This window comes from Vitiosangium sp. GDMCC 1.1324, assembly GCF_003044305.1.
Taxonomy (GTDB): Bacteria; Myxococcota; Myxococcia; order Myxococcales; family Myxococcaceae; genus Archangium.
In genome coordinates, this window is record NZ_PZOX01000005.1 from 260,469 (window position 1) to 285,673 (window position 25,205).

Annotated in this window: 12 protein-coding genes, 2 tRNA genes, 1 pseudogene and 2 CRISPR repeat arrays (1 of these 17 only partly in view); of the genes and pseudogenes, 4 read left to right on the plus strand and 11 right to left on the minus strand. The window is 67.1% G+C overall.

Annotated elements, in window-relative coordinates:
* Nucleotides 1-6,888: direct repeats of the CRISPR family, unit length 36 nt; unit sequence GTGCTCAACGCCTCTCGGCATCACGGCGAGCGGGAC (it extends 841 nt beyond the left edge of the window).
* A 109-nt stretch (nucleotides 6,889-6,997) separates the two neighbouring features.
* Nucleotides 6,998-7,318: a CRISPR direct-repeat array (repeat unit 36 nt; unit sequence GTGCTCAACGCCTCTCGGCATCACGGCGAGCGGGAC).
* 243 nt (nucleotides 7,319-7,561) lie between these two features.
* The 7 genes from cas2 to cas6 form a co-directional block, all read right to left on the minus strand.
* Nucleotides 7,562-7,855 (minus strand): CRISPR-associated endonuclease Cas2, encoded by a 294-nt coding sequence (gene cas2, locus DAT35_RS17105; protein WP_108068104.1) that lies wholly within the window; start codon nucleotides 7,853-7,855, stop codon nucleotides 7,562-7,564.
* A 3-nt stretch (nucleotides 7,856-7,858) separates the two neighbouring features.
* Nucleotides 7,859-9,496, minus strand: a complete 1,638-nt coding sequence (gene cas1, locus DAT35_RS17110; protein ID WP_233261520.1) for a type I-MYXAN CRISPR-associated endonuclease Cas4/Cas1 — start codon at nucleotides 9,494-9,496, stop codon at nucleotides 7,859-7,861.
* Nucleotides 9,497-9,569: 73 nt separating this feature from the next.
* The gene (gene cas5 / locus DAT35_RS17115; protein ID WP_108068106.1) at nucleotides 9,570-10,256 is read right to left on the minus strand and encodes a type I-MYXAN CRISPR-associated protein Cas5/Cmx5/DevS; all 687 of its coding nucleotides are present in this window, start codon (nucleotides 10,254-10,256) and stop codon (nucleotides 9,570-9,572) included.
* Entirely contained in the window at nucleotides 10,253-11,158 is a 906-nt protein-coding gene (gene cas7i / locus DAT35_RS17120) for a type I-B CRISPR-associated protein Cas7/Cst2/DevR (RefSeq protein WP_108068107.1), read from the minus strand. Before cas7i ends, cas5 begins: the two co-directional genes overlap by 4 nt.
* A gap of 33 nt (nucleotides 11,159-11,191) precedes the next feature.
* Nucleotides 11,192-12,844, minus strand: a complete 1,653-nt coding sequence (cas8a1, locus tag DAT35_RS17125; RefSeq protein WP_108068108.1) for a type I-MYXAN CRISPR-associated Cas8a1/Cmx1 — start codon at nucleotides 12,842-12,844, stop codon at nucleotides 11,192-11,194.
* Complete coding sequence (locus tag DAT35_RS17130; protein WP_108068429.1) at nucleotides 12,829-15,057, minus strand: CRISPR-associated helicase/endonuclease Cas3; 2,229 nt, start codon at nucleotides 15,055-15,057, stop codon at nucleotides 12,829-12,831. Before DAT35_RS17130 ends, cas8a1 begins: the two co-directional genes overlap by 16 nt.
* A gap of 4 nt (nucleotides 15,058-15,061) precedes the next feature.
* Nucleotides 15,062-15,715: a type I-MYXAN CRISPR-associated protein Cas6/Cmx6 gene (cas6, locus tag DAT35_RS17135; RefSeq protein WP_369945804.1), complete on the minus strand. Its 654-nt coding sequence runs from the start codon at nucleotides 15,713-15,715 to the stop codon at nucleotides 15,062-15,064.
* A 324-nt stretch (nucleotides 15,716-16,039) separates the two neighbouring features.
* Between cas6 and DAT35_RS17140 the strand changes: the two genes are divergently transcribed.
* A complete protein-coding gene (locus DAT35_RS17140; protein ID WP_108068110.1) occupies nucleotides 16,040-17,377 on the plus strand; it encodes a hypothetical protein in 1,338 nt (445 codons plus the stop codon).
* Between the two features lie 992 nt (nucleotides 17,378-18,369).
* On the opposite strand, the gene DAT35_RS17145 is transcribed toward DAT35_RS17140, so the two are convergent.
* The gene (locus tag DAT35_RS17145) at nucleotides 18,370-19,464 is read right to left on the minus strand and encodes a ParB N-terminal domain-containing protein (protein WP_108068111.1); all 1,095 of its coding nucleotides are present in this window, start codon (nucleotides 19,462-19,464) and stop codon (nucleotides 18,370-18,372) included.
* Entirely contained in the window at nucleotides 19,451-20,245 is a 795-nt protein-coding gene (locus DAT35_RS17150) for a ParA family protein (RefSeq protein WP_158501747.1), read from the minus strand. The genes DAT35_RS17145 and DAT35_RS17150 overlap by 14 nt, the downstream gene beginning before the upstream one ends.
* 1,273 nt (nucleotides 20,246-21,518) lie before the next feature.
* On the opposite strand from DAT35_RS17150, the gene DAT35_RS17155 reads away from it, so the two are divergent.
* A complete protein-coding gene (locus tag DAT35_RS17155) occupies nucleotides 21,519-21,686 on the plus strand; it encodes a helix-turn-helix domain-containing protein (RefSeq protein ID WP_108068113.1) in 168 nt (55 codons plus the stop codon).
* 128 nt (nucleotides 21,687-21,814) lie between these two features.
* Nucleotides 21,815-22,885, plus strand: a pseudogene (locus DAT35_RS62375) (tyrosine-type recombinase/integrase); the annotation flags it as partial.
* 250 nt (nucleotides 22,886-23,135) lie between these two features.
* Here the strand turns inward: DAT35_RS62375 and DAT35_RS17165 are convergent.
* Together DAT35_RS17165 and DAT35_RS17170 are read right to left on the minus strand one after the other, a co-directional pair.
* Nucleotides 23,136-23,209: transfer RNA gene (locus DAT35_RS17165), tRNA-Arg, on the minus strand.
* A 146-nt stretch (nucleotides 23,210-23,355) separates the two neighbouring features.
* Nucleotides 23,356-23,441, minus strand: a tRNA-Leu gene (locus DAT35_RS17170).
* A gap of 89 nt (nucleotides 23,442-23,530) precedes the next feature.
* On the opposite strand from DAT35_RS17170, the gene ffh reads away from it, so the two are divergent.
* Nucleotides 23,531-25,177: a signal recognition particle protein gene (gene ffh / locus DAT35_RS17175; RefSeq protein WP_108068114.1), complete on the plus strand. Its 1,647-nt coding sequence runs from the start codon at nucleotides 23,531-23,533 to the stop codon at nucleotides 25,175-25,177.
* The last annotated feature ends 28 nt before the right edge of the window (nucleotides 25,178-25,205 follow it).

The following is a 25,205-nucleotide window of genomic DNA, read 5'->3' on the forward strand; positions in this document are numbered from 1 at the left end:
AGAAGAAGCACCCGTGCTCAACGCCTCTCGGCATCACGGCGAGCGGGACATGGGACATGTCATAGGCCCCCTCACGTGCTTGGAGTGCTCAACGCCTCTCGGCATCACGGCGAGCGGGACCATGGTGACGGGCATTCAGCTTGCCGGAGCCATGTGCTCAACGCCTCTCGGCATCACGGCGAGCGGGACGACACTTCCCACAGCCGGAGCGATGGACAGGTATGTGTGCTCAACGCCTCTCGGCATCACGGCGAGCGGGACCGCGAATCACCTACCAAGTGCGAAAGCTTCAGCTGGTGCTCAACGCCTCTCGGCATCACGGCGAGCGGGACGGAGCGTGTGCAGGCACGCGCGCTCGTCCTCCTGTGCTCAACGCCTCTCGGCATCACGGCGAGAGGGACAAACAACGCCCTCCACCCAGTCCCACCACTCAATCTGTGCTCAACGCCTCTCGGCATCACGGCGAGCGGGACTGGCGGCCGGAAGCGCCGCTACGCCAACGTGTGGTCGTGCTCAACGCCTCTCGGCATCACGGCGAGCGGGACCGGAGGGGCCCTCGAGCTGGGTCTTCCGAATCTCGCGTGCTCAACGCCTCTCGGCATCACGGCGAGCGGGACAGCAGGTGGCCAGCGCCTACAACGTGCCACCCTTCCAGTGCTCAACGCCTCTCGGCATCACGGCGAGCGGGACCGCCGAGGGCAAGCAGGTGCTGCAGGCCAATCTCGTGCTCAACGCCTCTCGGCATCACGGCGAGCGGGACACGCCAAGGCCATTGACCCACTTGGCGCGCACAAAGTGCTCAACGCCTCTCGGCATCACGGCGAGCGGGACACCACTGGCTCCAGGCAGTCAATACACGCGAGGTATTTGTGCTCAACGCCTCTCGGCATCACGGCGAGCGGGACTTGGACTTCTTCAAGCGCTTCCTCGCTTCGCCCTTCTGTGCTCAACGCCTCTCGGCATCACGGCGAGCGGGACTGAATCACCTTCCGCTTCTTTGGATTCGTCTCACGGTGCTCAACGCCTCTCGGCATCACGGCGAGCGGGATCGGGGCGGACCATTTTCATTTAAGGAGCGCCCAGTGCTCAACGCCTCTCGGCATCACGGCGAGCGGGACCATGTCGACCATTTCCAAGAGGTGTTCCACGAAGTGCTCAACGCCTCTCGGCATCACGGCGAGCGGGACACACGAGGCTCTCTGGCGACGATTTGTCCTATGGGTGCTCAACGCCTCTCGGCATCACGGCAAGCGGGACCCCAGAAGGTGCAGGACGACGGCATCGAGGTGTAGTGCTCAACGCCTCTCGGCATCACGGCGAGCGGGACCAGGCCCGCGATCGCTTCGAGGCAGAATTGAAGCGGTGCTCAACGCCTCTCGGCATCACGGCGAGCGGGACCTCATCACCGCGTGGGCACTCGGGTGGGCACATGAGTGCTCAACGCCTCTCGGCATCACGGCGAGCGGGACGACTCATGAGGGGGTGCTGACATGGCCCGCATCCGCAGGTGCTCAACGCCTCTCGGCATCACGGCGAGCGGGACCCCCGAGGACTTCAACGCCTACGGCCTGCGCAAGTGCTCAACGCCTCTCGGCATCACGGCGAGCGGGACCGCCATAGGACGCTGACCGATGCTGCGCGCTGGTAGTGCTCAACGCCTCTCGGCATCACGGCGAGCGGGACCGGCGGGCGAGACCATCAAGGCCGAAATCAGCCTGTGCTCAACGCCTCTCGGCATCACGGCGAGCGGGACACCTCAGCCACCAGCTCCTCCAGGGAGCCGTTACGGTGCTCAACGCCTCTCGGCATCACGGCGAGCGGGACCTGCCGCCGCACACAGGACCAGGGATCTCGTGGGGTGTGCTCAACGCCTCTCGGCATCACGGCGAGCGGGACACTACGAAGACCTACGCGGGCAGAAGTCGCACCTCAAGTGCTCAACGCCTCTCGGCATCACGGCGAGCGGGACTTCGGCTTCCGGGTGCATACGAGCCGCAGCCAGTGTGCTCAACGCCTCTCGGCATCACGGCGAGCGGGACTACGAGGACCTCCGCGGGCAGAAGAGCCACCTGAAGTGCTCAACGCCTCTCGGCATCACGGCGAGCGGGACCATCCGCCGCGTCCCCTTGAAATGGGCGGTTGCAGTGCTCAACGCCTCTCGGCATCACGGCGAGCGGGACGGGCGAGGGGCACGTTTGACTGCTACCGCTGCGAGCTTGTGCTCAACGCCTCTCGGCATCACGGCGAGCGGGACTGGTGAAGGGCCTGAGTGAGATGGCCGCCAAGCTCAAGTGCTCAACGCCTCTCGGCATCACGGCGAGCGGGACGAGCTCACGCCTTCACCTCATTGCGTCGCTTGTTGAAGTGCTCAACGCCTCTCGGCATCACGGCGAGCGGGACGAGATGCAGGCCATCAGGGGACGCATGCGCATCCTGTGCTCAACGCCTCTCGGCATCACGGCGAGCGGGACCATTACAACCGCGTCAACGATTACAAGCTCAAGTCGTGCTCAACGCCTCTCGGCATCACGGCGAGCGGGACATGACCGGTCCTCCTCAGAAGACTTCGTTCCCGTCGTGCTCAACGCCTCTCGGCATCACGGCGAGCGGGACCTGGGTGGGTTCGTCTCCAACCGGTTCAGCAAGAAGTGCTCAACGCCTCTCGGCATCACGGCGAGCGGGACCACGGGGGATGGATACGTCCTTGCGCGCCTTCACGTGCTCAACGCCTCTCGGCATCACGGCGAGCGGGACGATGCACCACGAGCAGGACGCCATTCCACTTCATGTGCTCAACGCCTCTCGGCATCACGGCGAGCGGGACATGCATGTGCTGGCGCGTGTCCTTTCGGGGAGCCTGTGCTCAACGCCTCTCGGCATCACGGCGAGCGGGACGCGCTCTCCCATGGTGAAGAGCCCCGTTGAGCCTCCCGTACTCAACGCCTCTCGGCATCACGGCGAGCGGGACTTCATCTCGGAGAAGGCCCTGTGAATCTCGAGGAGAGTGCTCAACGCCTCTCGGCATCACGGCGAGCGGGACATGGGGGCGATGGCAACCAACACCGCCATAATCGTGTGCTCAACGCCTCTCGGCATCACGGCGAGCGGGACTGCCGGGCTTCACCCTGGTGAACGACATCTGCATGTGCTCAACGCCTCTCGGCATCACGGCGAGCGGGACGGTTCAACTCCACCCTGCTCGCCCTGCCTAACCAGTGCTCAACGCATCTCGGCATCACGGCGAGCGGGACTCTCCGCCACTCTCGGCAACAAGGATGCCCTAGAACTTGTGCTCAACGCCTCTCGGCATCACGGCGAGCGGGACGCGAAGGCCAAGGGCTACTCCGTCATCGTCTCCACGTGCTCAACGCCTCTCGGCATCACGGCGAGCGGGACCCACATCTCTTCCAGAAGGATGGACAGGCGTACCTGTGCTCAACGCCTCTCGGCATCACGGCGAGCGGGACCAGGTCGGCGACGCCCGTGGCCTTGAGCCCGCCCCCTTTGTGCTCAACGCCTCTCGGCATCACGGCGAGCGGGACGGGCCGGGACGAGGAATCCGTCCGAGCGCATCACGAAGTGCTCAACGCCTCTCGGCATCACGGCGAGCGGGACGTACTGCTCGCGGAACACGTCCGCCTTCTCGAGGTGCTCAACGCCTCTCGGCCTCACGGCGAGCGGGACCAGTGGGCGCCTTCAAGCGGAAGGCGGGGCACGAGTGCTCAACGCCTCTCGGCATCACGGCGAGCGGGACCAGGTGGTCACCCCCCTCTCGGGCATCTCCTCCGTGTACTCAACGCCTCTCGGCATCACGGCGAGCGGGACCCGCGAGGCCCCGGTGCTTCCGCCCGAGCCCGTGGAGTGCTCAACGCCTCTCGGCATCACGGCGAGCGGGACCCGCGAGGCCCCGGTGCTTCCGCCCGAGCCCGTGGAGTGCTCAACGCCTCTCGGCATCACGGCGAGCGGGACTTGGACCGTGTCCTTGACGCGCTTCCACTCCGGCCAGTGCTCAACGCCTCTCGGCATCACGGCGAGCGGGACCGGCCCCACGGGCGCGCCCCTGAACCGCGTCTCGGGGTGCTCAACGCCTCTCGGCATCACGGCGAGCAGGACACGATGGACGTGCACACGTCCCAACCTGTTCAAGTGCTCAACGCCTCTCGGCATCACGGCGAGCGGGACCGAGGATCTGCGCCTGTCGCACCGCGCACTCATGGTGCTCAACGCCTCTCGGCATCACGGCGAGCGGGACTCCGCTGGCCCGGCCTGACTCACGTCCGCTTCACGGTGCTCAACGCCTCTCGGCATCACGGCGAGCGGGACTGCGATGGCGCCAGATGGCTCGAGCTCGTCCAGGTGTGCTCAACGCCTCTCGGCATCACGGCGAGCGGGACTGGGGAAGACCGGCGCGGATGTGACGACGGCAACCGCGTGCTCAACGCCTCTCGGCATCACGGCGAGCGGGACCAACCGGCTGGACTTCTTCCTGCCGCCCAATCTGTGCTCAACGCCTCTCGGCATCACGGCGAGCGGGACTGACGCCTGCGAACGTGATGAAGGCGCACGGGCAGTGCTCAACGCCTCTCGGCATCACGGCGAGCGGGACAACGCCAAGGTCATCGTCACCAACGTCGAGTGCTCAACGCCTCTCGGCATCACGGCGAGCGGGACCGCCGATTCCGTTGAGGTCGGTCGCGGGTTCTTCTCGTGCTCAACGCCTCTCGGCATCACGGCGAGCGGGACGTCTCGTCGAGAATCGAGGATTCTTCCTCACCTTCGAGTGCTCAACGCCTCTCGGCATCACGGCGAGCGGGACGCCTGATTCTGATTCGCCCCGGTGCTCCGTTAAGTGCTCAACGCCTCTCGGCATCACGGCGAGCGGGACAATGAGAAGGAGCGCCACGCACAGCGCCTGCGCGACTTGTGCTCAACGCCTCTCGGCATCACGGCGAGCGGGACGTGACGTGCATAGATGGACGTCGCGACGGGATCGGTGCTCAACGCCTCTCGGCATCACGGCGAGCGGGACCACTGCTCGCGGCCAGCGACGTCCCACTGGGCGCTGTGCTCAACGCCTCTCGGCATCACGGCGAGCGGGACGCGCGACGTACATGGATGACCCCCTCTACAACCCCAAGTGCTCAACGCCTCTCGGCATCACAGCGAGCGGGACATCTGCCGCGCGGCCGCTGCCACCCGGTGCACGTTGTGCTCAACGCCTCTCGGCATCACGGCGAGCGGGACCCACGCTGCTGAAGAGCGCGCGCGTCGGGTACACGCTGTGCTCAACGCCTCTCGGCATCACGGCGAGCGGGACTGCCGGCCGCCACTGCCATGTCCACGAGGTACACGTGCTCAACGCCTCTCGGCATCACGGCGAGCGGGACCATGCAGACGCCGCCGGACCGCGACCCCTTCCTGTGCTCAACGCCTCTCGGCATCACGGCGAGCGGGACGACCGACAGCAAGTTGCCGTCTACGGGCGGGAAGACGTGCTCAACGCCTCTCGGCATCACGGCGAGCGGGACTTTAATGCGGCTGGGGTCTGGCCACCCAATCAGGGCTGTGCTCAACGCCTCTCGGCATCACGGCGAGCGGGACTGCCGCCGCACACAGGACCAGGGATCTCGTGGGGGGGTGCTCAACGCCTCTCGGCATCACGGCGAGCGGGACCCACTGCGGAGAAGTACAGGCCGCAGTGCGGGATTAGTGCTCAACGCCTCTCGGCATCACGGCGAGCGGGACCATGTACAAGCGATTCTGGGAAGTCCGCAACAGGTGCTCAACGCCTCTCGGCATCACGGCGAGCGGGACGAAGTGATAACTCTCTTGATTGCACGTTTCGATAGTGCTCAACGCCTCTCGGCATCACGGCGAGCGGGACCAAACAGGCGGGGGACGTGCACCGTTTTGCCGTCATGTGCTCAACGCCTCTCGGCATCACGGCGAGCGGGACGGCCCGGAACAAGGGCACGGCGGGCAACGACATCGAGTGCTCAACGCCTCTCGGCATCACGGCGAGCGGGACGGAGTCTCTTGAAAGAGGGCAAAAGGTTCTCGTCAGCGAGTGCTCAACGCCTCTCGGCATCACGGCGAGCGGGACCCAACACGGAGTGGACCACGCGGTACGCCCCCCCAGGTGCTCAACGCCTCTCGGCATCACGGCGAGCGGGACACTGCCTCCCCGAGGATTCGCAGCGGCTCCAGGTGGTGCTCAACGCCTCTCGGCATCACGGCGAGCGGGACGGGCACTCTTGATGGAACCTGCTGCCGAATCGCCCTCGTGCTCAACGCCTCTCGGCATCACGGCGAGCGGGACCGGCGGGACGATCAGCAACATCGTGACGGCGACATGTGCTCAACGCCTCTCGGCATCACGGCGAGCGGGACTGTATGCTGAAGGCGACAAGCCATCGCGTGATTGAGTGCTCAACGCCTCTCGGCATCACGGCGAGCGGGACAACAACGGCATCAGCATCAGCGGCAACAAGCTCGTGTGCTCAACGCCTCTCGGCATCACGGCGAGCGGGACGTGGCCATCAGCGCCAGTCAGGCGGCCAATCTGCTGTGCTCAACGCCTCTCGGCATCACGGCGAGCGGGACTGCTCAGCCATGGAGCGCCAGCCGCTCTCCACGCTGTGCTCAACGCCTCTCGGCATCACGGCGAGCGGGACTGTCCACGTTCACTGACAACGAAGCAGCCGTGTAGTGCTCAACGCCTCTCGGCATCACGGCGAGCGGGACCTGAACTTCCGGCTGCCGCCGAACATCGCCAACCAGTTGTGCTCAACGCCTCTCGGCATCACGGCGAGCGGGACTGGACCAGACTGGGTTGTTCCCCTACATGGAATAGTGCTCAACGCCTCTCGGCATCACGGCGAGCGGGACAGTGGCGGCAGATTCTGCTGATCGTCAAGGCCCGGTGCTCCACCAGCGCCCGACTGCGCGTCATCGGCGCCATCACGTGGCGGCAGATTCTGCTGATCGTCAAGGCCCGGTGCTCAACGCCTCTCGGCATCACGGCGAGCGGGACACTCGAGCATCTTCTTCCCGGAGGTATTGGCCATGTGCTCAACGCCTCTCGGCATCACGGCGAGCGGGACCCTTGACGGTCTGGACGCCGAAGATGAGCGAACGCGTGTGCTCAACGCCTCTCGGCATCACGGCGAGCGGGACTGGGGGTGTACTGCGGGCCCGAGGGGGCTTTCTTGTGCTCAACGCCTCTCGGCATCACGGCGAGCGGGACCAGCGGGTCGGGCAAGGTGCCGAGCCCCAAGACCGGGTGCTCAACGCCTCTCGGCATCACGGCGAGCGGGACTGCGGGCACCAATTCCCTCGTAGTTCCGCATACTTACGAGCCAGGTATTCATGCACCTCCTTGCCTCCCCGGAGACGGGCCACCCAAGCTCCCGCCCCGGCCTCCAACCTCGCATGATCGCTGGGGAATTTCCAATCATGCACCTATTCAGTTCCCAAAGAGCTTCCAACTCCTTGATTCTACTTGCACATTCCCCACTTTCCACCCCCGCCCCACTCCGCCACGCCCCGGTGCTTGAATGTCTCATAGTACACGGAACGGTGCCGGCTCCTCCGGCCACCCCTCCTTCGGATTGATGGCCCTCACCCGCTCCACACACCCGCCACACAGGCCAATCACCAGCAAGGTGTCCTCCTGCTCCATCACCTGGGAGAGTTCCCAGCGCAGCTTCTCCCGGTCCCGGTCGGTCAGCGAGCAGCGGAACACGGAGAGTTGCAGCCGCTCCCCATAGCCCCTCATCAGGTCATACACCTTGCGCCAGCGCTTCGGGCTGCGGATGTCGTAGGTCATCAGGTACCAGCGTCTCGGCTCGGCCATGGCTCACCTCAGTCGGAACTTCGCGAAGAGACCCGGGCTGCCGGTCCACTCCTTCTCCAGCAGCCGCACCTCCAACTCCACCATCCGCGCGTAGCTCAGCGAGTAGCCCAGCACGTTGTGCTTCCACGTCTCGCGCTTGCGCCGCTCGTACAGCTCGATGGCCTTGGCCCTGCCCGCCTTGCTCAGCCACACGTGCTCGGGCGTCAACTCGAAGTCCGCTTCCGGGTCCCACGCCTTGCGGTTGATGGAGGCCACCAGGGGCATGTCCACCAGGGGCACCCGGAACTGCTCCATCAGGTCCAGCCCCAGCGGCCCCGCCGAGCTGCGCGGCTGGTGGTAGAAGCCGAACGCCGGGTCCAGCCCCACCGCGATGATGGCGGCCTCCACCTCCCGGTGCACCAGGTTGTAGAGGAAGCCGAGCACCGCGTTGAAGCGGTCGCGAGGAGGCCGGCGGTTGCGCCCATCGAAGCGCATCCGCGCGTCCACGTCCTCGCCCAGCAAGGAGGGCAAGGCCCCGAAGTAGCGCGCCGCCGCGGCCCCTTCCACGCCCCGCAGCGAGTCCAGGGAGCCGGCCTCCAGGCACCTGGGCAGCAGGGCGCGGAGGTCCCTCAAGGCCACCGCCACGTCCGAGCGGGCCTCGGGCTCGCCGCGCGAGGCGCGCAGCAGGAAGCGCAGCTGCCCATCCACCTTGGCCAGCACCAGCCGGCGCGCCAGCGCGAGGCACACCTGCTCCTGCCGCAGCGCCTCGTACTGCCGCAGCCGCCGCTGGACGTTGCCGCCACCGCCGCCCAGCCCTCCCAGGTAACGCCCTCCCGCGGTGAACCAGTGCACGCCAATGGCGTTGTGCACGCACAACCCGAGCGCCTGCGCGCTCACCTGTACCGCGCCGTGGGCGATGAGCGCGGACACGGTGCGCACCGGAACCCGCACCTCCTCGCCCTCCGGCGGCGCCACCACGAGCTGCTCCGCCTCGCGGCCCACCCGCGAGCCCGGCACCGTCACGTGCAGCACCTGCCGCGTGTCATCCTCGGGGAAGAGCCGGGGCCGGGGCTCTCCGGCGGGCTTCACCCGCTCCTCTTCCGGCAGGCACACCGGCGCCAGCGAGCAGCGGGCGCACTTGCGCTCCTCCGCCGTCACCGGGGGCCGCGCCGGGCGGGCCCGCAGCGTCCGGGCGCGCGCCACCGCCTCGCGCACCTGCTGCCGCAGCGGCTCGTCCAGGGGGAAGCGAACGGTGGTGTCCTGCTGGTGGTAGCGCACCCGGCACTCGATGGGGCCTCCAGGGAAGCGCTCCTCGGCCAGCAGCGCGTAGGCGCCCGCCTGGAGCCGATCGCTCGGCCAGGCTTCCGGCCCCTGCTTGCCCTGCGCCGGCCGGCCCCGCTTGTGCTCGTACACCACCAGCACTCCGTCCCGGCGCCGCACGGCGTCCACCTTGCCGTGCAGCCCCAGGGCCTCGCTGGCCAGCTCCAGCTCCACCCGCTCGCCGTCCTCCGCCAGCTCCACGTGCAGCCGCCGCCCCGCGTACACCGCCGCGTCCGCCACCCGTATTTCCTCCACCTCCTCCAGGTAGAAGAGCCGCTCGCAGTACGCCAGCGCGTGCAGCGCATGCACGCGGATGGACTCCGTGCCAGGTTCCGCCCCCATGAACATGACCTCCGCAGTGAGGCGGCGGAGGTTACTCGATTCGTCGGGTATGTCGAGCCCCCCCGGCCCGCCGTCAGGCCTGGCGGCGGCGGCGAGCCCCCGAGGGCCGCCCCGCCTCCGGGGAGTCCGCCAGGGGAATGCGGGGCAGTTGCTCGGGGCGCGGGGCTTCGCGCAGCGGCTTCAGCGAGCCCACCGCGTACCGCGACCCCCGCGAGCCCACGTGGTCCACCCAGACGGGGAGCGTCACGCCCCCCTCCGGCTCGTGCACGAAGGCGCGGCACTCGGTGGGAGGCCGGCTGTCGGGGAGGAGCCGGACGTCGTTGATGAGGTGGGTGGACTCGCCGAGACACCAGCCTCCAAACCGCTCCACCGTCCACGGCTCCCGCAGGGCGCGCACCACCCGCTGCTCCAGGCGCTCGCCCCCGCCGTCCGGCTCCTCGGAGCTGTCGCACCACACCACCAGCCGCGCGTCGAGCACGAGTTGCTGGAAGTCGGGGCCCGCGTTCTCGCCCACGCCCTGCGGCGTCCGGGCGTCCTTTATCTGCCAGAGCGTGCGCAGCACCACGCTGGTGGCGGGCGCGTTCAGCAGCCCCGCGCTCACGCGGCAGCCGCGGTGGCGCTCCCGGTCCCGCTCTCCCACGAGCGACAGCAACGCGCCATAGCAGGTAGCCGGAGGGGGCAGCACCTCGCTCTCCAGGAACTCGCGCGCCCGCCCCTTGCGCCAGCAGGCCACGGGCACGCTCAGCTCGAGCGCAATCACTTCCCCTCCACCTCGAGCCGCTTGCACACCGCCTCGCAGGCCGCGAGGACGCCCGCATGCAGCTCCGCGCCGGACAGCAGCTCCCGCTCCTCGACGCCCAGGCCCTCCACCACCGCGCCCCCAAGCACCAGTTCCTTCGCCGGGATGTCCCGGCCGCGCACCTTGCGCAGCAGGTCCGTCAGCGACACCCCACCGCCCTCTCCCACCTGGAAGGCGTGGAGGATGCGCGGGGCGGCCTCGTGGGTGATGCGGAAGACGGCGGACTCGGGGCTGAAGTCGAAGAGGAAGCGTCCCTGGTTGCCAGCGACGGGGCCGAGGGCGCACAGGGCGCGCAGGGCGGTGGCGGCCCGCGCCGGCACCCGGAGGGCCGAGGGCGTCAGCGCCATGCCATATTGGTAGCGCGTGGCGTGCATCTCCGTGCCGTAGGGGACGGGGTTGCTTCCCTTCTTCTGGGCGGAGGGAGTGGCCCCGGGGCTGGCGGCGTTGAAGGTGACATCGCCTGGCCAGGGGGTGAGGCTCACCGCGCGCGTCACCTCCAGCACGGCTCGGCGCACCTTGGCACCGCCCTTCTCGCCCTCCTGCTTGCCCGCCTCCGCGGCCATGAAGCCCAGCAGGTCGTCGTCGATGAAGGTGTCACCCTTCGCCTTGTCTCCCCAGGCCTTGAATTGGGGGTCCTTCCACTCGTTGAGGCGCTCAGCGTCGTCGAAGGTGCGGTTGCACGGCTCCTTCTCCGCCAGGAGCCGCCGGAGCGCGAAGCGGATGGCCTCGGCGGAGACGGTGGTGTGCACCTGGCCGTTCCACACCAGCTTCTGCAGGGTGGTGATGTTGCCCTCGGTGAGGCCCCGGTTGTTGGCGGCCGTCCCGTTGGCGGTGACGAAGGCAGCGAAGACATGAAGGCTCATGGTGGGTGTCTCCTCGGAATGGGTACGGGGACTTCACTGGGCCTCGGACAGCGGACCCTCTTCGTCGGCGGCCTCGGGGGCTTCGATGCCCTGGCCCTGGTAGCTGGCCAGGGCCACGAGGGCGAGATCGCGCGCCGCCCGCCAGTGCTCCTGGCGCAGCAGGGGGAGGACTTGCTTCCAGCGCTCCTGGAGCGCGCGGTTGCCGCCCGCCCGGCTCCACAGGTCCGCCAGCGCGGCGCGCACCTGCTCGAAGGTTTTCGCCCCCGAGAAGGCCAGCCGCCAGCGGTCCCGCTCCGCGTTCCAACGGTTCTTCCGGGCCACGGGGTTGCCCCTGCTCTCCTCGGCGATGGCCCCGAAGCGCTGCCGGAGCGCCACGTGCACGCTCTCGACGAGGGTCTGCTCGGCGTCCTCCAGGTGCTTGAGCATGGCGATGAGTCCTTTCCGTTCCTCTGGGAAGAGCGCGCCGAGGTTGTCCTGGGCGCGGTAGTGGTGGATGAAGCGGCGCTTGTTGTCGAGGGTGACGGCGGCGGTGGCGAAGTCCTTGAACCAGGGCTGCCCGGCCGCGAGGTTCTCGGTGATGAAGGCGCGCAGCGCGCTGCTGGCCACGAAGAAGCCCGCAGGGCCCTGACTGGCGGAAGCCTTGCCCTTCCCTCCCTTGTCCTTGGGCAGGAGGACTCGCAGGCGGTTGGGCAGCTCGCGCGCGGCCGTCTCGTAGCGGTCGAGCACCGCCTCGGGAACGGTGCTGGAGTGGAGCACCCCGCTCCGGCTCTTCTGCTGGGAGGCCCAGGGCAGCGTGCGCAGGGTGAAGGCCTCGGCGGTGTCCAGCACCCGGTGCTGGCGCCGGCGGGATTCCATACGGAGCGCGAGTTGGACGGCGAGCACCGCGTCCGAGGCACCCGCCACGGAAGCCTCTTCCAGCCGTTGAGGCGTGAGGGAGGGGCGCAGCTCGGCGAAGCGGACCAGGTCCGACGGAGCGAGCGCCACCAGCGCCCCACCTCGGGCCTGGGGGACCTTGTAGGACAGGCACCCCACGGGCGCGAAGCAGGCACAGAGCGCCTCGGCGGCCGAGTACTCCATCTTCGTCACCCGGAGCCCGATGTGCCGCTCCGCCGCGCCCGGGTAGGCCCAGCCAGCGAGCGTGACGGTGCCCCGCGTGAGCGCCTCCACCACGTCCTTCCACGCCCCCTGGTGGACGAAGCCCGAGTAGCCCTGCACCTCGAGCCGCAGCTCCCGCTCGTCCACCGAGAACGTGAGCACCTTCGGAACGCCCTCCTTGGTGGTGGACTTGCCGTGCTGCAGGAAGGTGAGCTTGAGGGCGTCCTGGAGCGCCGCGGCCACTTCAGGGCGAGGCGGGGCTCCAGGCGCATAGGCCCCGGGCAGGTCGATGACGCCCGGAGACTCGCGGATGCGGAAGGACTCGCGGAAGAGCACCTCGAGCGTCTCCGCGGGCGGTTTGCCTCCCCAGGACAGGCGGATGGACGTGGGCTCCGCGGTCGCCGAGCCAGGCCCCAGCGGTACGGGCGCGGGCCATGTGGCGCCGGGTGTCTCCCGGAGCAGGAGCGAGCGGAGGGACGAGGCCAGGCCTCCAGCACCCGCACGCAACAGCGGCGTCATCCCCGGCGCATGGAGCCGCACCACCAACTCGGGGACGTCCATGACTGCCGGGCTCTTCACGGCTTTCGCCATCGCGCACCTCGCAGGGGGTCATAGGTGAGCACGTCACGAGGTGCCACCGGGTAGTGCTGGACGAGCTTCCAGGACTGCCACCCACGAAGCCATGAGGGCGGCGGGTTCATGGGCAGGGCGGCCTCCTGGGCCTTCACCCTGCCCTGCTCGACGTCCTCCACGTCCTCCTCCCTCAGCACGGTGATGCCGGGGCTGGCCTCGCGGCAGGGAGCCGGCTCCGTGCAGAAGCGTTCATCGAGCCAGGTACTGGACGTGCGCGCGGCCCCTGTCGGTCCTGGCAGGGCCTCCCAGTCGTGGACGAGGTCGCGCTGCGACAGTTCTCTCCCACCGAGCCGCTCCAGCCACCCTTCCGCCTCGCGGAGCGCTGGCTGCTCGTAGGGCTTTCCCGTGAAGGGCAGCACGACGAAAGGACGGGGAGGAAGGGGGGCCTCGGGAGAGCTGCGGCGATTGAGGCGGCCCAGACGTTGGATGAGCGCCGGAACGGGAGCCAGGTCCGTCACCAGCAGGTCCGCGGACAGGTCGAGACTCATCTCCGCCACCTGGGTGGTGCACGCGAGCACCGGTCCGTCCTGTTTGAAGCCCTTGATGACTTCGCCGTGTCGGTGGACCCGATCCACATAGCGGAACCGGCTGTGGTAGCGCATCGCGGGCAGGCCGCGCCGCTGGGCCTCGTCCGCGACGTCGAGACACCGGTCGACGGTGTTGCTCACCCAGAGGACCTTTCCCCCCGAGGCGAGACACGCTTCCACCTCGCTCCAAGGAGTCTCGGGGTACACGCGGCGGTAGCGGGCCAGCCCTTCCAAATCGGCGGGGCCATCCAACTCCTTCAGTTCCACGCCATGCACGCGCTGGCACAGTGCACGCAACGCCAGCAGCCGGGGTTGGGGAAGGCTGGCCGTCATCAACAGCACGGGGAGGCCCGGCAGCGCCTCGAGGAAGCGCAGGAGGCTGCCGAAGAGCTCGGCGTCGTACGCGTGGATTTCGTCGAAGACGACGCAGGAGTCACATAGCGCAGGCCACGCATACAGCCCCTTGCGCTGGTTCTGCACCAGCCCCAGCACCGTGTCCACGGTACAGGTGATGACGTCACAGCCCCAGGCTCGTATAGCATCGAGCCTGTCCTGGTCACGCGAGGGCTCTCCGTCTCGCTGGAGGCCAAGAATATCGAGGTCCACCGCCGCGCGCCCGTGCTCCAAACGGCCCGAGACGTCGGCTCCGTGGACGTAGTCACGGAAGCCCTCCGTGGCCGTGCCGGTGGTTGGGTAGGTGAGCCAGAGCTGGCGTCCGGGGTGTTGGCGGGCGGCCCATGCGTATGCGGCCACCGTCTTGCTACTGCCACAACCCGCGCGCGCCAGGGTGAGGGGAGCCCGGCTGTGTGCGACGGCCTCCTGGAAGGGGCGGAGCGAGCGGCCACCGAGACGCCGCTCCACGACGGACAGCATCTCCTCCGTGGAAGCCCGCTGCGCGAGCTGGGCGCCAATCCAAGCGCGCCTCTCGCCACTCCGGGGCAGTGCGGAGCCCGCGACGTCGGCGGCCAGGACGAGGGCCTTGGCCACCGCGAGGAGCCGCGCGTCCGGAGAGCCGGCCGGCACCTGCCGCTCGAACGCCTCCTGCCACGCCGAGAATTGCTCACGCGGATGGCTCCGCCAGGAGACCGACAGACGGTGGGCGGAGGAAAAGGCTGGAGGCGCTGGCAGGCCCAGCTTCGTCGCGATGAGTTCCAACGTACGGTGGAAGTCCTCATGCTGGGTGAGCAGCTCGATGGACGAGCCGGCGCCGGAGTCTTCCGGTGCCACCGCCGACGCCCAGAATTTGCGGTGATGGGCCGCGGCGCAGACGAGCGCGAGGCAGAGGTCCCGCTCCCCGTTCACGGCTCCGCTCAGCCAGGAGGCGAGTGGCTGGCCGGGCCAGCATAGCCAGAGAGAGAGCGCCTCATGGCGCAGGAGCTGGGGCGCCTTCCTGACGTTGCGCACCATGGCCTGGAAGTGGTCGCTGCACTTGCCCAGGTCGTGGACGGCGGCTCCCAGCAGGACGAGCCCGCGCAGCCGCTCCACGGCCCCCCCGTCCAGGCCCGCAGCCCGGAGTGAGGCAAGCCCCCTGTGCTCGAGCAACTCTTCCGCCGAGGCCAGCACCATGGCGGTATGTCCACGCAAGGTGGCGGCCCCCTCGGGACGCTCGGGCGTCTGGGTGGCCTTGGCCAGCAGGTGCTTCACCCCCTCAGCGTGCCGGACGTGCATGGCGTGGCTCTTCCGCGACGTCGGCGCGAGTCGGAAGGAACAGGCCACACCCCATGTGTCGCCGCCCGCCCAATCCCTTCTCCTGGAGCATGACGGACGCTTCGGGCGACAGGTCCGACAGCTCGAGGCCGAAGCCCACCACCTTCTTGCCGGCGATGGTGACGATGCGTCGGCGCCCCACCTCAAGGGTGCACGGTGCGCCTGTCAATTCCTCGATGAACCGGAGAGCCGTGGCGCGAAAGCTCTGCTCGTCCAGCGAGTGCTTGAAGGTCACAAGCCTCGCGCTGAGCCGGGGCACCTGCTCCATGGCACGGACCGTGGGCGCGCCAATCGTCACGCTCCGGCCCACCAATTCGAGGCGCCCTCCCGCCAAGCCCAGGAAGAGAGGAATCGTCTCCGCCGGGCAGCGGATGCGGAGCGAGCCATGCCCCAGGTGGAGCGACTCGCCTGTCGAACCGTCACCCCGCAGGTTGAAGACACCCACGTGCGGGTGCTCATGCAACTCGGGAATCCGAGCCGATAGGGCGGAGAAGAGCAGGTAACCGTGGTCGAGCGGCACGGGTCCTCCTCGTGCCGGAAAAACGAGATCAACCGTAGGCATCGTCCCCCCTACTCCAGCAGTTACGAGGCCCATGCTACCCGAACGTCTCGCGATGTCGGCGAGAAAAAACGCCATTCCATGGCCCGTGCGCAAGAGGCGTTGAACAACCCGTCACGGGAGCGGCCCACACATGGCGAGGAGAAACGCACCCGGTGCAGAGAAACCTTCCACAGGCGGAGAAACAGGGCCCGGGCCCGCTCTCACCCGGCCGCGCCGCTTGCCAAGCAAGCAGACGCTGGACGACTTGGGGAGGCTGGCGCGGCATGGGTGCTACGGTGCGCCGCGCAACGCCGGGCGTGCCTTCCGGGGGAACACCGCCACAGGCTGATTGAGACTCGAGCCCACTGAGACGCAACCGTGAAGCTGTCCCTCCCGCCCCTCCTGCTGCTCCTCACCCTCCTCAACACCTCCGCCCTGGCGGCCCCGGGCCATGGCGCACCTCCGGAAAGCCCCTCCCTCTCCGCCCCCTTCGCCTCCGTGGCGGAGCGCCACGGTGGGCGTGAGCTCGCCATGGCCCCCGTGGAACAGTTCGCTGTGGACGGACACACGCTCTCTCGCCAGCTCGCGAAACTCACGGGTGTAGCCATCTCGCCCCTGCTGGGTATGGGCCTGTTGGGTGCCAGCGCGTACTTCCAGGCGCCAGCGGAGACGCGCGCGGGCCTGCCCTGGCACCTCCAGCCGTGGGCATGGGGCCCCGCACTGCTGCTGGTGCTATGCGTGGCGTTGAAGGACTCCCTCCTTGCCCTCCCCGGCCTGGGCGTCCTCAAGAAGCCGCTGGATGCGGCTGAGGTGGTAGAGAACAAGGTGAGCGGCGCGGTGGCCATGCCGCTCGTCACGAAGGGCACCGCCGCGGCGCTCACGCTGCCCCTGGCGGGCGCTGTGGCGGGGGTGGCGCAGCTCATCCTCCCCACGGCTCATGCGGCAGGCCCAGCGGGTGCGGCACTCGGCGGGATTGTGACGGCGGCCTTCTACGGGGTTGCCCTGGTGCTGGCGGCGGGGGCCTTCGCACTGGTGTGGCTGACAAGCCACGCCGTCAACGTGCTCGTCCTCCTCAGCCCCTTAGCCTTGGTGGGGACAGCCCTCAAGCTGGCCCGGCTCGTTCTCCTCGGCTTCCCCGTGCTGTGCGCTGCCATCAGCCCCACGCTGGGGCTGCTCGTGTGTGCGGCGTACCTCGCCCTGGCGTGGTGGCTCGCGGGCTGGGCCTTCCGGCTGCTGGTGTTCGGGGGGGTGTTCTCCGTGGACTTCCTGCTGCTGCGCTGGCGCCGACAAAAGGTAGACGCTCCCACCGTACGCGCCTTCGCGGCGGAGTTGGAGGGCGTGCCGGCGCGCACCTACGGGACTCTCACGCGCACGGAGGCCGGGGCGGTGGACTTCACCTTCCGCCCCTGGCTTGTGCTGCCCGCGCGCACGGTGCGGGTGGCCGGGAGTGTAGTGGGCCTGGAGGTAGAGAAGGGGCTCATCAGCCCCATGGTGGTTCTGGTGGAGCCCTCCCGCCAGGTGCGCGCCCTCATCCGGCTACCTCCGCGGTACCGCAAGCTCGAGTTCGCCGTCGCTGGGGTCTTCGGGGCACTCCCCTTACATGAGGCCGCCCTGGTGCGAGGCCTCGTCGGTGGTTGGCAGTGGCTCAAGTCGCAGTTCAGCCGCACGCGGCGACGCGGACGCGAGGTGCGGCTCTCGCAGAGCGCGGCGTCATGAGCGCAAGGTGTGCCGGTGGCACCCCGACCACTCTCAAACGGTGACGGGTTGCGCCGAACAGGCGACCACGACACGGCCCTTTCATCCCCCCTGAAACGAGGTCGGCATGGCTTCACGACCCTGCCCGGCCCAATGGCGGAGCGGTTGCGGAGCCACGGCTGGCCACATCGCAGACTGGGGCGAGACGCCTATTTTCCTGCCAGATGGCTACACAGGCTGCCAACAGGGGGGACAGAGAGGGGTTTTGCAGCCAGCACAGTAGCCATCTGGCAGAGTTGCGAGGGGGATTTCCCGAGCAACTTAACGCGGTTACCGTCCTCAGACGGTTCCGCGGCTTGAGCGCCACCACGGAACCGTTCACGGGGCCGCGCAGGGCGCGATGGAAAACCGTGTTTTCCGAAACATGTGCGCGGAGATTCCGTAGGGATTCCGAGCACTTCGGCGCCTTCGGCGGTTCCTACGCCGATACGTCGCGGGAACAGGCCCGTTCTTAGGGCACTCCCGGGACTAACATGGCGGCACCACGAGCGGCGCGAAGACCACGAACAGGGCGCGGCAGGCCCCTGCCGCGGGCTATATGCAATCCATCGACATGAAGGCTGCTGTTCGCGCCACACGACCGCGCCGGAGCAATTCCACGCATCCCACTTACGCACACCGAACACCAGAAGCAAACGTCAAGCACTCTCCCCACCCTTGCCGGGCAATCGAGACACCCACCTCCCCGCGTCCCGATCGGCACCGTGATGTGTCGCCCTCGCCACCATGTTGGAAATTGTGGCGAGGGGCCCGGCCCTCCCCAAAGCAACCCGAGTCGCTCCGCGCCGCTGTGTTTCGCAGGTCAGCCTTGACCGCATGAAATACGCAGAAGGCCACCCTTCGCCCCATCCTTCCTCAAGGGTCGCCCCCTCCGACCATCACCTGAGAGCAGGCTGTAACAGACCGCACCGCTCCCGCATCAGACCTCGCAGTTTACCGAGGCCCGCTTTCACTCATGCCGTGCCCACATTGAGCACCTCTGTCAGGCCCCGAAGCGCCTCGAGCAGAGTCCGCCTCTCCTCCGGAGAGAGCTTTGTGATCTTCGTCTTGTCGACGACAAGCTGCTCCTCGTCGTTGTGATAGGCTGAGCCCCGAAGGAGTCTCTGAACAGGGCTCTCCGGGGTTCGTGCCTTCACCCCCTCCACCTCCATCCTCTGCTTCTTCTCACCCCCCGCACGAATCCGCCGCACAAGTTCCTTGACCTCGCGGAAGGTCATTCCTTCCGCAACTACCCTCTCAAAGTGCTGGCGGAAAACCTTGTCCGCCGCCCTGGGCTTCTGCCGCTGGAGAAACTTGTGCAGCTTCACCAACTCCAGCGCAGCGAACGTGTCCGTCATGCTCTTGGTGACAAGGACAGGCTTGCTGACCTTCCTCTTGCTTCCATCCTCCTGAATCTCCTCCTCCTCGCGCATTACAGGGTTGTTTTCGGCATCGAGTTTGGGGACTCGCACTCCCTCGGTGAAAGCCCGCTTCACCACGTCCGGGGCCCGTGCCAGGGTGAGGCACCGCTCAATGTGGTCCTCACTCTCGCCGGTGCTCCGAACAATATCGGCCTTGCTCTCGCCATAGAGTTCAATCAACTCCAGGTACTTCTCTCCCTCCTCCAACGCATCGAGATTCTCGCGGTTGTTCTCGGCCAACCCGTCATAGATGCGCTGCTTGACGCTCCGCTCGTCTCCCTCCTCCAGCGTGCCAGGGATCGTGCGGAAGCGCGCGTCTTCCCGGGCAAGCACCTTGAACACCTCAAGGCGGCGTCCTCCCCACCGAAGAAAGAAACGCTCCGGGTTATCTGGGTTGCGTCGCAAGCCGACCGCCTGGAGCAACCCATTCGCCTTGATGTTGTCCCGGAGCCGGATGAACGACGGCGCATCCGTGCGAATCGCCCGGCGCGGCTGCTCCGGGCTTGGATCAATCAATTCCACCGGAACCCGTAGAATGGCATTGGCGAGGACCTCGACCCCGCCCGGCAGCGGAGCGGCCGCCGTCTTCTGTCCAATGAGCTCCCGAATATTGCCACCACTACCACTCCGTGATTCAGCCCTCGACACGACGAATTACCTCCTCGGTAAAGCTGCTGTACTCCCTGGCGCCCGGATCCGATGGCGCCGCCACGATGATAGGTTTGCCGTACCCATGGGCGTCCGCAATGGACTGTCGCCGGGACACCCGGGTGGCGAAGACAGCTTCCTCCCCGAACAACTTTCCCAGCAGGCCCACCGTCTCATGTGGTGTCTTCGCCCGCGAGTTGAAGAAGGTTGGAAGCACTCCCAGCAGCCGCAGCTCCGGCTGTGTGAGGCGCTGAAGACCCCGGATGCTGTCATGAAAATCCATGGTCATCGGAACATTCCCAATGTCGGCCTGGACGGGCGCGATGATGTTGGGGGCAGCCAGTAGCGCCATGATGAGGAGCCGGTTCAGGGTGGGCTGTGTGTCGATGATGACGTAGTCGTACTCCATCTCGACGCGCGCCAGGGACTCCGCGAGGAGCCGCACTCCGCCATCTGCTGCGCTCAAGTCCTTCTTGGACAAGTCATCAGCGAGGTAGGCCAGCCTCTTGGTGGCGGGTAGGAGGTCCAGGCCAGCTAGAAGATGCTTACGCTGGGGCGCGAAGGGTTTCCCCAGGAGCAGATCCGTAGTGCTGTAGATTTGCTCCCTCTCCTCGCGCACGGCCACAGCAAGCCCAAAGAAGATGGACGCGCCAGCGGAGGGGTCCATATCCAGCAGCAGGACCTTCCGGCCCCGCTGCGCGAGGCCCGCGGCCAGATTGATGGAGGTGGTTGATTTGGCAACGCCGCCCTTGTTGTTGGCGACACAGATTCTATTAGCCATTACATGCCTTTCGTTGGTTCCTGGGCGAGGTGGAATGCAAGGCTTATACGGCTGTGCGGATGCGGGGTCAAACGCCGCGAGAGCATGAAGGCGGAGGCTCTGTCCCGCCTGGACAAGAGGGCCGGCGGCCACCAAAGGGCAAGCCATCCTCCACAACCGCATGCAGTAGCTGTTCCGCGCCCACGCAAACTCCACAATGCGCGGTGTCCCGTCGAGCTTCTGTCGAGACCGCACCGTGCACGGCCCGAAACCAACGGCGCGCACCTGCCTTCCGCCGGAAACGAGGCCACGAGCGTTCGCACCGTCGCGGGGTGAAATCGCCAACCACAGCGAGCAAGAGTCAGCTACCCGTCTACCCCAAAGACAGGCAGGCATTCCCCTGTTCGTCCTTTGAGCGGAGACAAGGAAAGGACTAAATAGATTTGCATGCAGTCGCCCACATGCACGCAAGTTCAACCCATGGACGGGCACGTCCAGGGCCTCTCCACTCGATACCAGCCGCTCCAGGAAGGCTCGGCGAACGCGTGGCGCCTACGTTCTTTAGCATGTTGTAACATGCTCATGCCTGCAAGATGGCAGTGCGGCACGAGGCCCCACCCGTTCTTGTCTGCCTGCTCCTCGGTCTTGCACTGCTCGATGGAAAGGGTCCTGAGGCGGACCGCAACGCGACGCCATTCGCCGGGTGTAGCCGCCCCCCACTTGGGTATCGAAGCGGCACGAGGCGATGATGCCTTGCACTCGCGCTGCAGCTCGCGGTGGAACGGGCAGAACTCGGGAACTCGCTCGTCGCGAAAGACAATCCGCCGCGGCGCTCCGACGCACCGAGAATCTAGAGCGCGGCAGCGTGGTCGCCCGCATGAACCGAGGCGGCGCTTATTGCCCGCGCTCTCGCCCGTCGCCCAGTTCCTGTGGATGTGTCGATTGCTACCGAGGAACCAGGTGCATCGGGATCCATCATCCACGCTGGGGGACAGAGCGGAGGAGCCGCCGTCATCAGAATGCCGAACTGAGAGAGAGACCGAATCGAGCTGCGGGTTGCACGCAGAGCACTCTGCGTCCCACGAATCGCGGGAGGCTGCTCAATCGCGTCTCGGCATTCGGCAATCAGCACGATAAGGCCCGGTCACCAACAAGGGCAGTTCGCACACAGTAGAACACATAACCACTACCAAGAGAGGGGTAGTACCGTGGAGAATTCAAGATGTCCGACTCGAACAATTGCGCAACACCGCCTCCGGGAGGGAGACATCCTCCCGAGGGAAAGCCGTCACAGATGGATCTGGACCGCCTCTGGACAGTGAAGGACGTTTCAACCTATCTCCAGGTGAGCACGTCGTGGGTCTACCAACGCGCTGCCTCGGGCGAACTCCCGAGCCTCAAAGTTGGTGGCCTTCTGCGATTCGATCCAAACGCCATTCGCAACTGGACAGGGATCTCCTGACTCGTTACGAGTGTTGCTGCTGGCGGGACGCTCGGTGATGCCCGCAGGGCATTGCCGGCGTTCCGCCCGTTGTTTTGGAGTGAGGAAGACCCATGGCAAGTGTCTATGAAAAAGCCGGCAAGTGGTACATGCGCTACAAGGACCACACCGGGCGCTGGCGCGACAAGGTGACGCAGGCGCGCACCAAGACGGAAGCGCGGCGGATTGCGGACGATTTGGAACGTAAGGCCGAGCGCCAGCGGCTCGGCCTCGAGGAGCGTCCGCCCGAGGATGGAGGCGGTTCGCTTGGCGAGTTGCTGCGCTGGTGGCTCGATACCTACTCGGCGGAGTCCCCGTCGCACCGTAGCAACGTCAGCCACATCGAGCGCCACCTGCTCGGCTCCAGTCTCGCCGCCGTCCCGCTGACGGCTCTTTCAGCGAGCCGCATTGAGCTGTTCCTTCAGGAAAAGAGCCGCGAGCTGTCCCCGCAGACGGTGAACCACCTGCGCGGCTACATCAGCCGGGCATTCAATGAGGCGCGCAAGGTCGGCCGCTACACTGGGCCCAACCCGGTCGCCACCGTCGCGAAGCGCAAGGTGCCACGGCGCCCTGGCGATTACCTCCGCTTGGAGGAAGTGCCACGGCTCTTCGAGGCCCTCGCTGACCGCTGGCGGCCCCTATTCGCCACGGCGCTCTACACGGGCCTGCGCAAAGGAGAGTTGCTCGCCCTGCGGAAGATGGACGTGGACGTCCGTGCCCGCCTGCTCACGGTCCAGCGATCGTGGGAGCGCGACACCACGAAGGGTGGGCACACAGACGTGCTACCCATTTCGGCGGAGCTGCTCCCCTTCTTGGAGGAAGCCATCCGCCGCTCCCCGTCCGAGCTGGTCTTCCCATCCGAGGACGGCACCATGATGCGGCGGGACGTGGCCTTGGAGAGCGTGCTCCGACGGGCCCTGGGGCGGGCGGGAGTCGTAACCGGCTGGCGCCACGTCTGCCGCCGGAAAGGCTGCGGCCATGCCGAAGTGGCTGCGGACGACGGCGCCAGGAAGTGCCCCTCCTGCGGCATGAGCCTCTGGCCAAAGCCCCAGGTGCGACCCATCCGCTTCCACGACCTGCGCCATACGACCGCCACCCTCCTCCTCCAGGCAGGCGTCCCGCTGGCCAGCGTGCAGAAGATCCTCCGGCACCGGGACCCGCGCATCACGGTGGAGGTCTACGGCCACCTCACCCCGGACTACCTCCGAACGGAAGTGGACACCCTCTCCTTCGGCCTGCGGCCTGCCCAGCGGCAGGACGATTCAGGTGGGCAGGCTGCGGCCGGCGCGGAGGCGACTTCTGCAGCATCCGTGCTGCACGCTCCCGCCTCCGAACCGTTTGCTGCATCCGTGCTGCAAGGCCCGGCCGGAAAAAACGAAGGGCCTGGAACCATCGGGGAATTGCCCCAAGGATTCCAGGCCCTTACCTCAGCGCGCGATACAGGATTCGAACCTGTGGCCTTTGGCTCCGGAGGCCAACGCTCTATCCAGCTGAGCTAATCGCGCAGGCAGCGACAGCGGGTGGGTAAGTAGCCGACTTCCTCCGCCGACGCAAGCACGCTTTCATGGAACAGCACCCGGCCCGGAGATGCTCCCGAGGGAGGAGGCTCCACTGTTGGAAACCCACCTGACCGCCCGCCAGGGGAGCGGGGTGCACGAGCCGGGGATCGAACCCGGACGGCCCCTTCGGGCCAGCGGATTTTAAGTCCGCTGCGTCTGCCAGTTTCGCCACTCGTGCCGAGGCGTGGACACCTTCCCTCAACTGCGGGACGACTGCAACGCACATGGGCATCCCGCTGAGGCCGCTGCTGTTATATAGCGACCGCCATGCTTGAAACCGTCGCCAAGGGCTTCCGCGCCGCCAAGAACCGCCTTGCGGGCAAGAGTGAAATCACCCCTGAGATGGTGGACGAGTCGCTCCGCGACATCCGCGTCTCCCTGCTCGAGGCCGACGTTGCCTTCGATGTCGTGAAGAAGTTCGTCGCGCGAGTGCGCGAGAAGGCCGTCGGCGAGGTCGTACAAACAACCATCACGGACAAGGCTGGCCGCAAGCATCGCGTCTCGGCGGGCGACCACTTCGTGAAGATCTGCCACGACGAGCTTGAGGCCCTGATGGGTCCGGTGGACACGAGCCTCCAGCTCAAGCCCAAGGACCAGGTCAGCGGCATCATGATGGTGGGCCTGCAGGGCTCGGGTAAGACGACGACCACGGGCAAGCTCGCCAGCAAGCTGCTCAAGGAGGGCCGCAAGCCGCTGCTGGTAGCGGCGGACATCTACCGTCCGGCGGCCGTGGACCAGTTGAAGGTGCTGGGCGAGCGGTTGAAGGTGCCGGTGTACTTCGAGCCCAACGTGCCGCCGCCGGAGCTGGCGAAGCGTGGGTACGCCGCGGCGCGCGAGCAGAAGTGCGACGTGGTGCTCATCGACACGGCGGGCCGCCTGGCCATCGACGAAGCGCTGATGACCGAGCTGGAGGCCATCAAGGGCAACGTCCGGCCGGACAACATCCTGCTGGTGTGCGATGCGATGATTGGCCAGGACGCGGTGCGCACGGCGGCCGAGTTCGACCGGCGCCTGAGCCTGGACGGCTTCATCCTCACGAAGCTGGATGGTGACGCACGTGGTGGCGCGGCGTTGTCCATCAAGGAGGTGACGGGCAAGCCCATCAAGTTCCTGGGCATGGGCGAGTCGATGGACAAGCTCGAGGAGTTCCGTCCGGACGGCCTGGCCAGCCGGATTCTGGGCTTCGGCGACATCGTCGGGCTGATGAAGGACTTCGAGGGAGTCGTCGACGAGAAGAAGGCCGCGGAGGACGCGCAGAAGCTCCTATCGGGCAACTTCTCGATGAAGGACTTCGTCGAGCAGATCCGCATGGTGCGGAGGATGGGGCCGCTGAAGGATCTGCTGGAGAAGTTCCCGCTCTTCGGGGAGATGACCGAGCAGCTCAATCCGGACGAGAAGGAGCTGACGAAGATCGAGTCGATGTACGACTCGATGACGGAGCAGGAGCGACTGCGGCCGCACCTGATCAACGACAGCCGGGTGAAGCGCATCGCGAAGGGAAGCGGCCGCAAGACGGAGGAGGTGCGGGAGCTGCTGCAGAAGTTCGGGATGATGCAGCAGGTGATGGGGACGATCGGTCAGAACCCGGGGCTGCTGGGTCGCATCCCGGGATTCCGGCAGATGGGCCAGCTGGCGCAGCTGAAGAACATGGACCTGTCGAGCGTCTTCGGGAAGGACCCGAAGATGATGGAGAAGGCCATGGCGGGGATGGGGATGGGGGGCATGCCGATGCAGCTGCCGCAGATTGCCCCGGGCTACACTCCGCCGATGGGACAGGCAGCGATGGCGAAGGCGCGAATGATGGGCTACGCCCCGCCCTCGGCTGCGGGTGGCAAGTCCGAGAACAAGGACGCCATCAAGGAGCGCCGCAAGCGCGAGAAGGAAAACAAGAAGAAGAACCGGAAGAAGAAGTAGCCAGCCACCGCTCCAAAGAGGAGCGTCA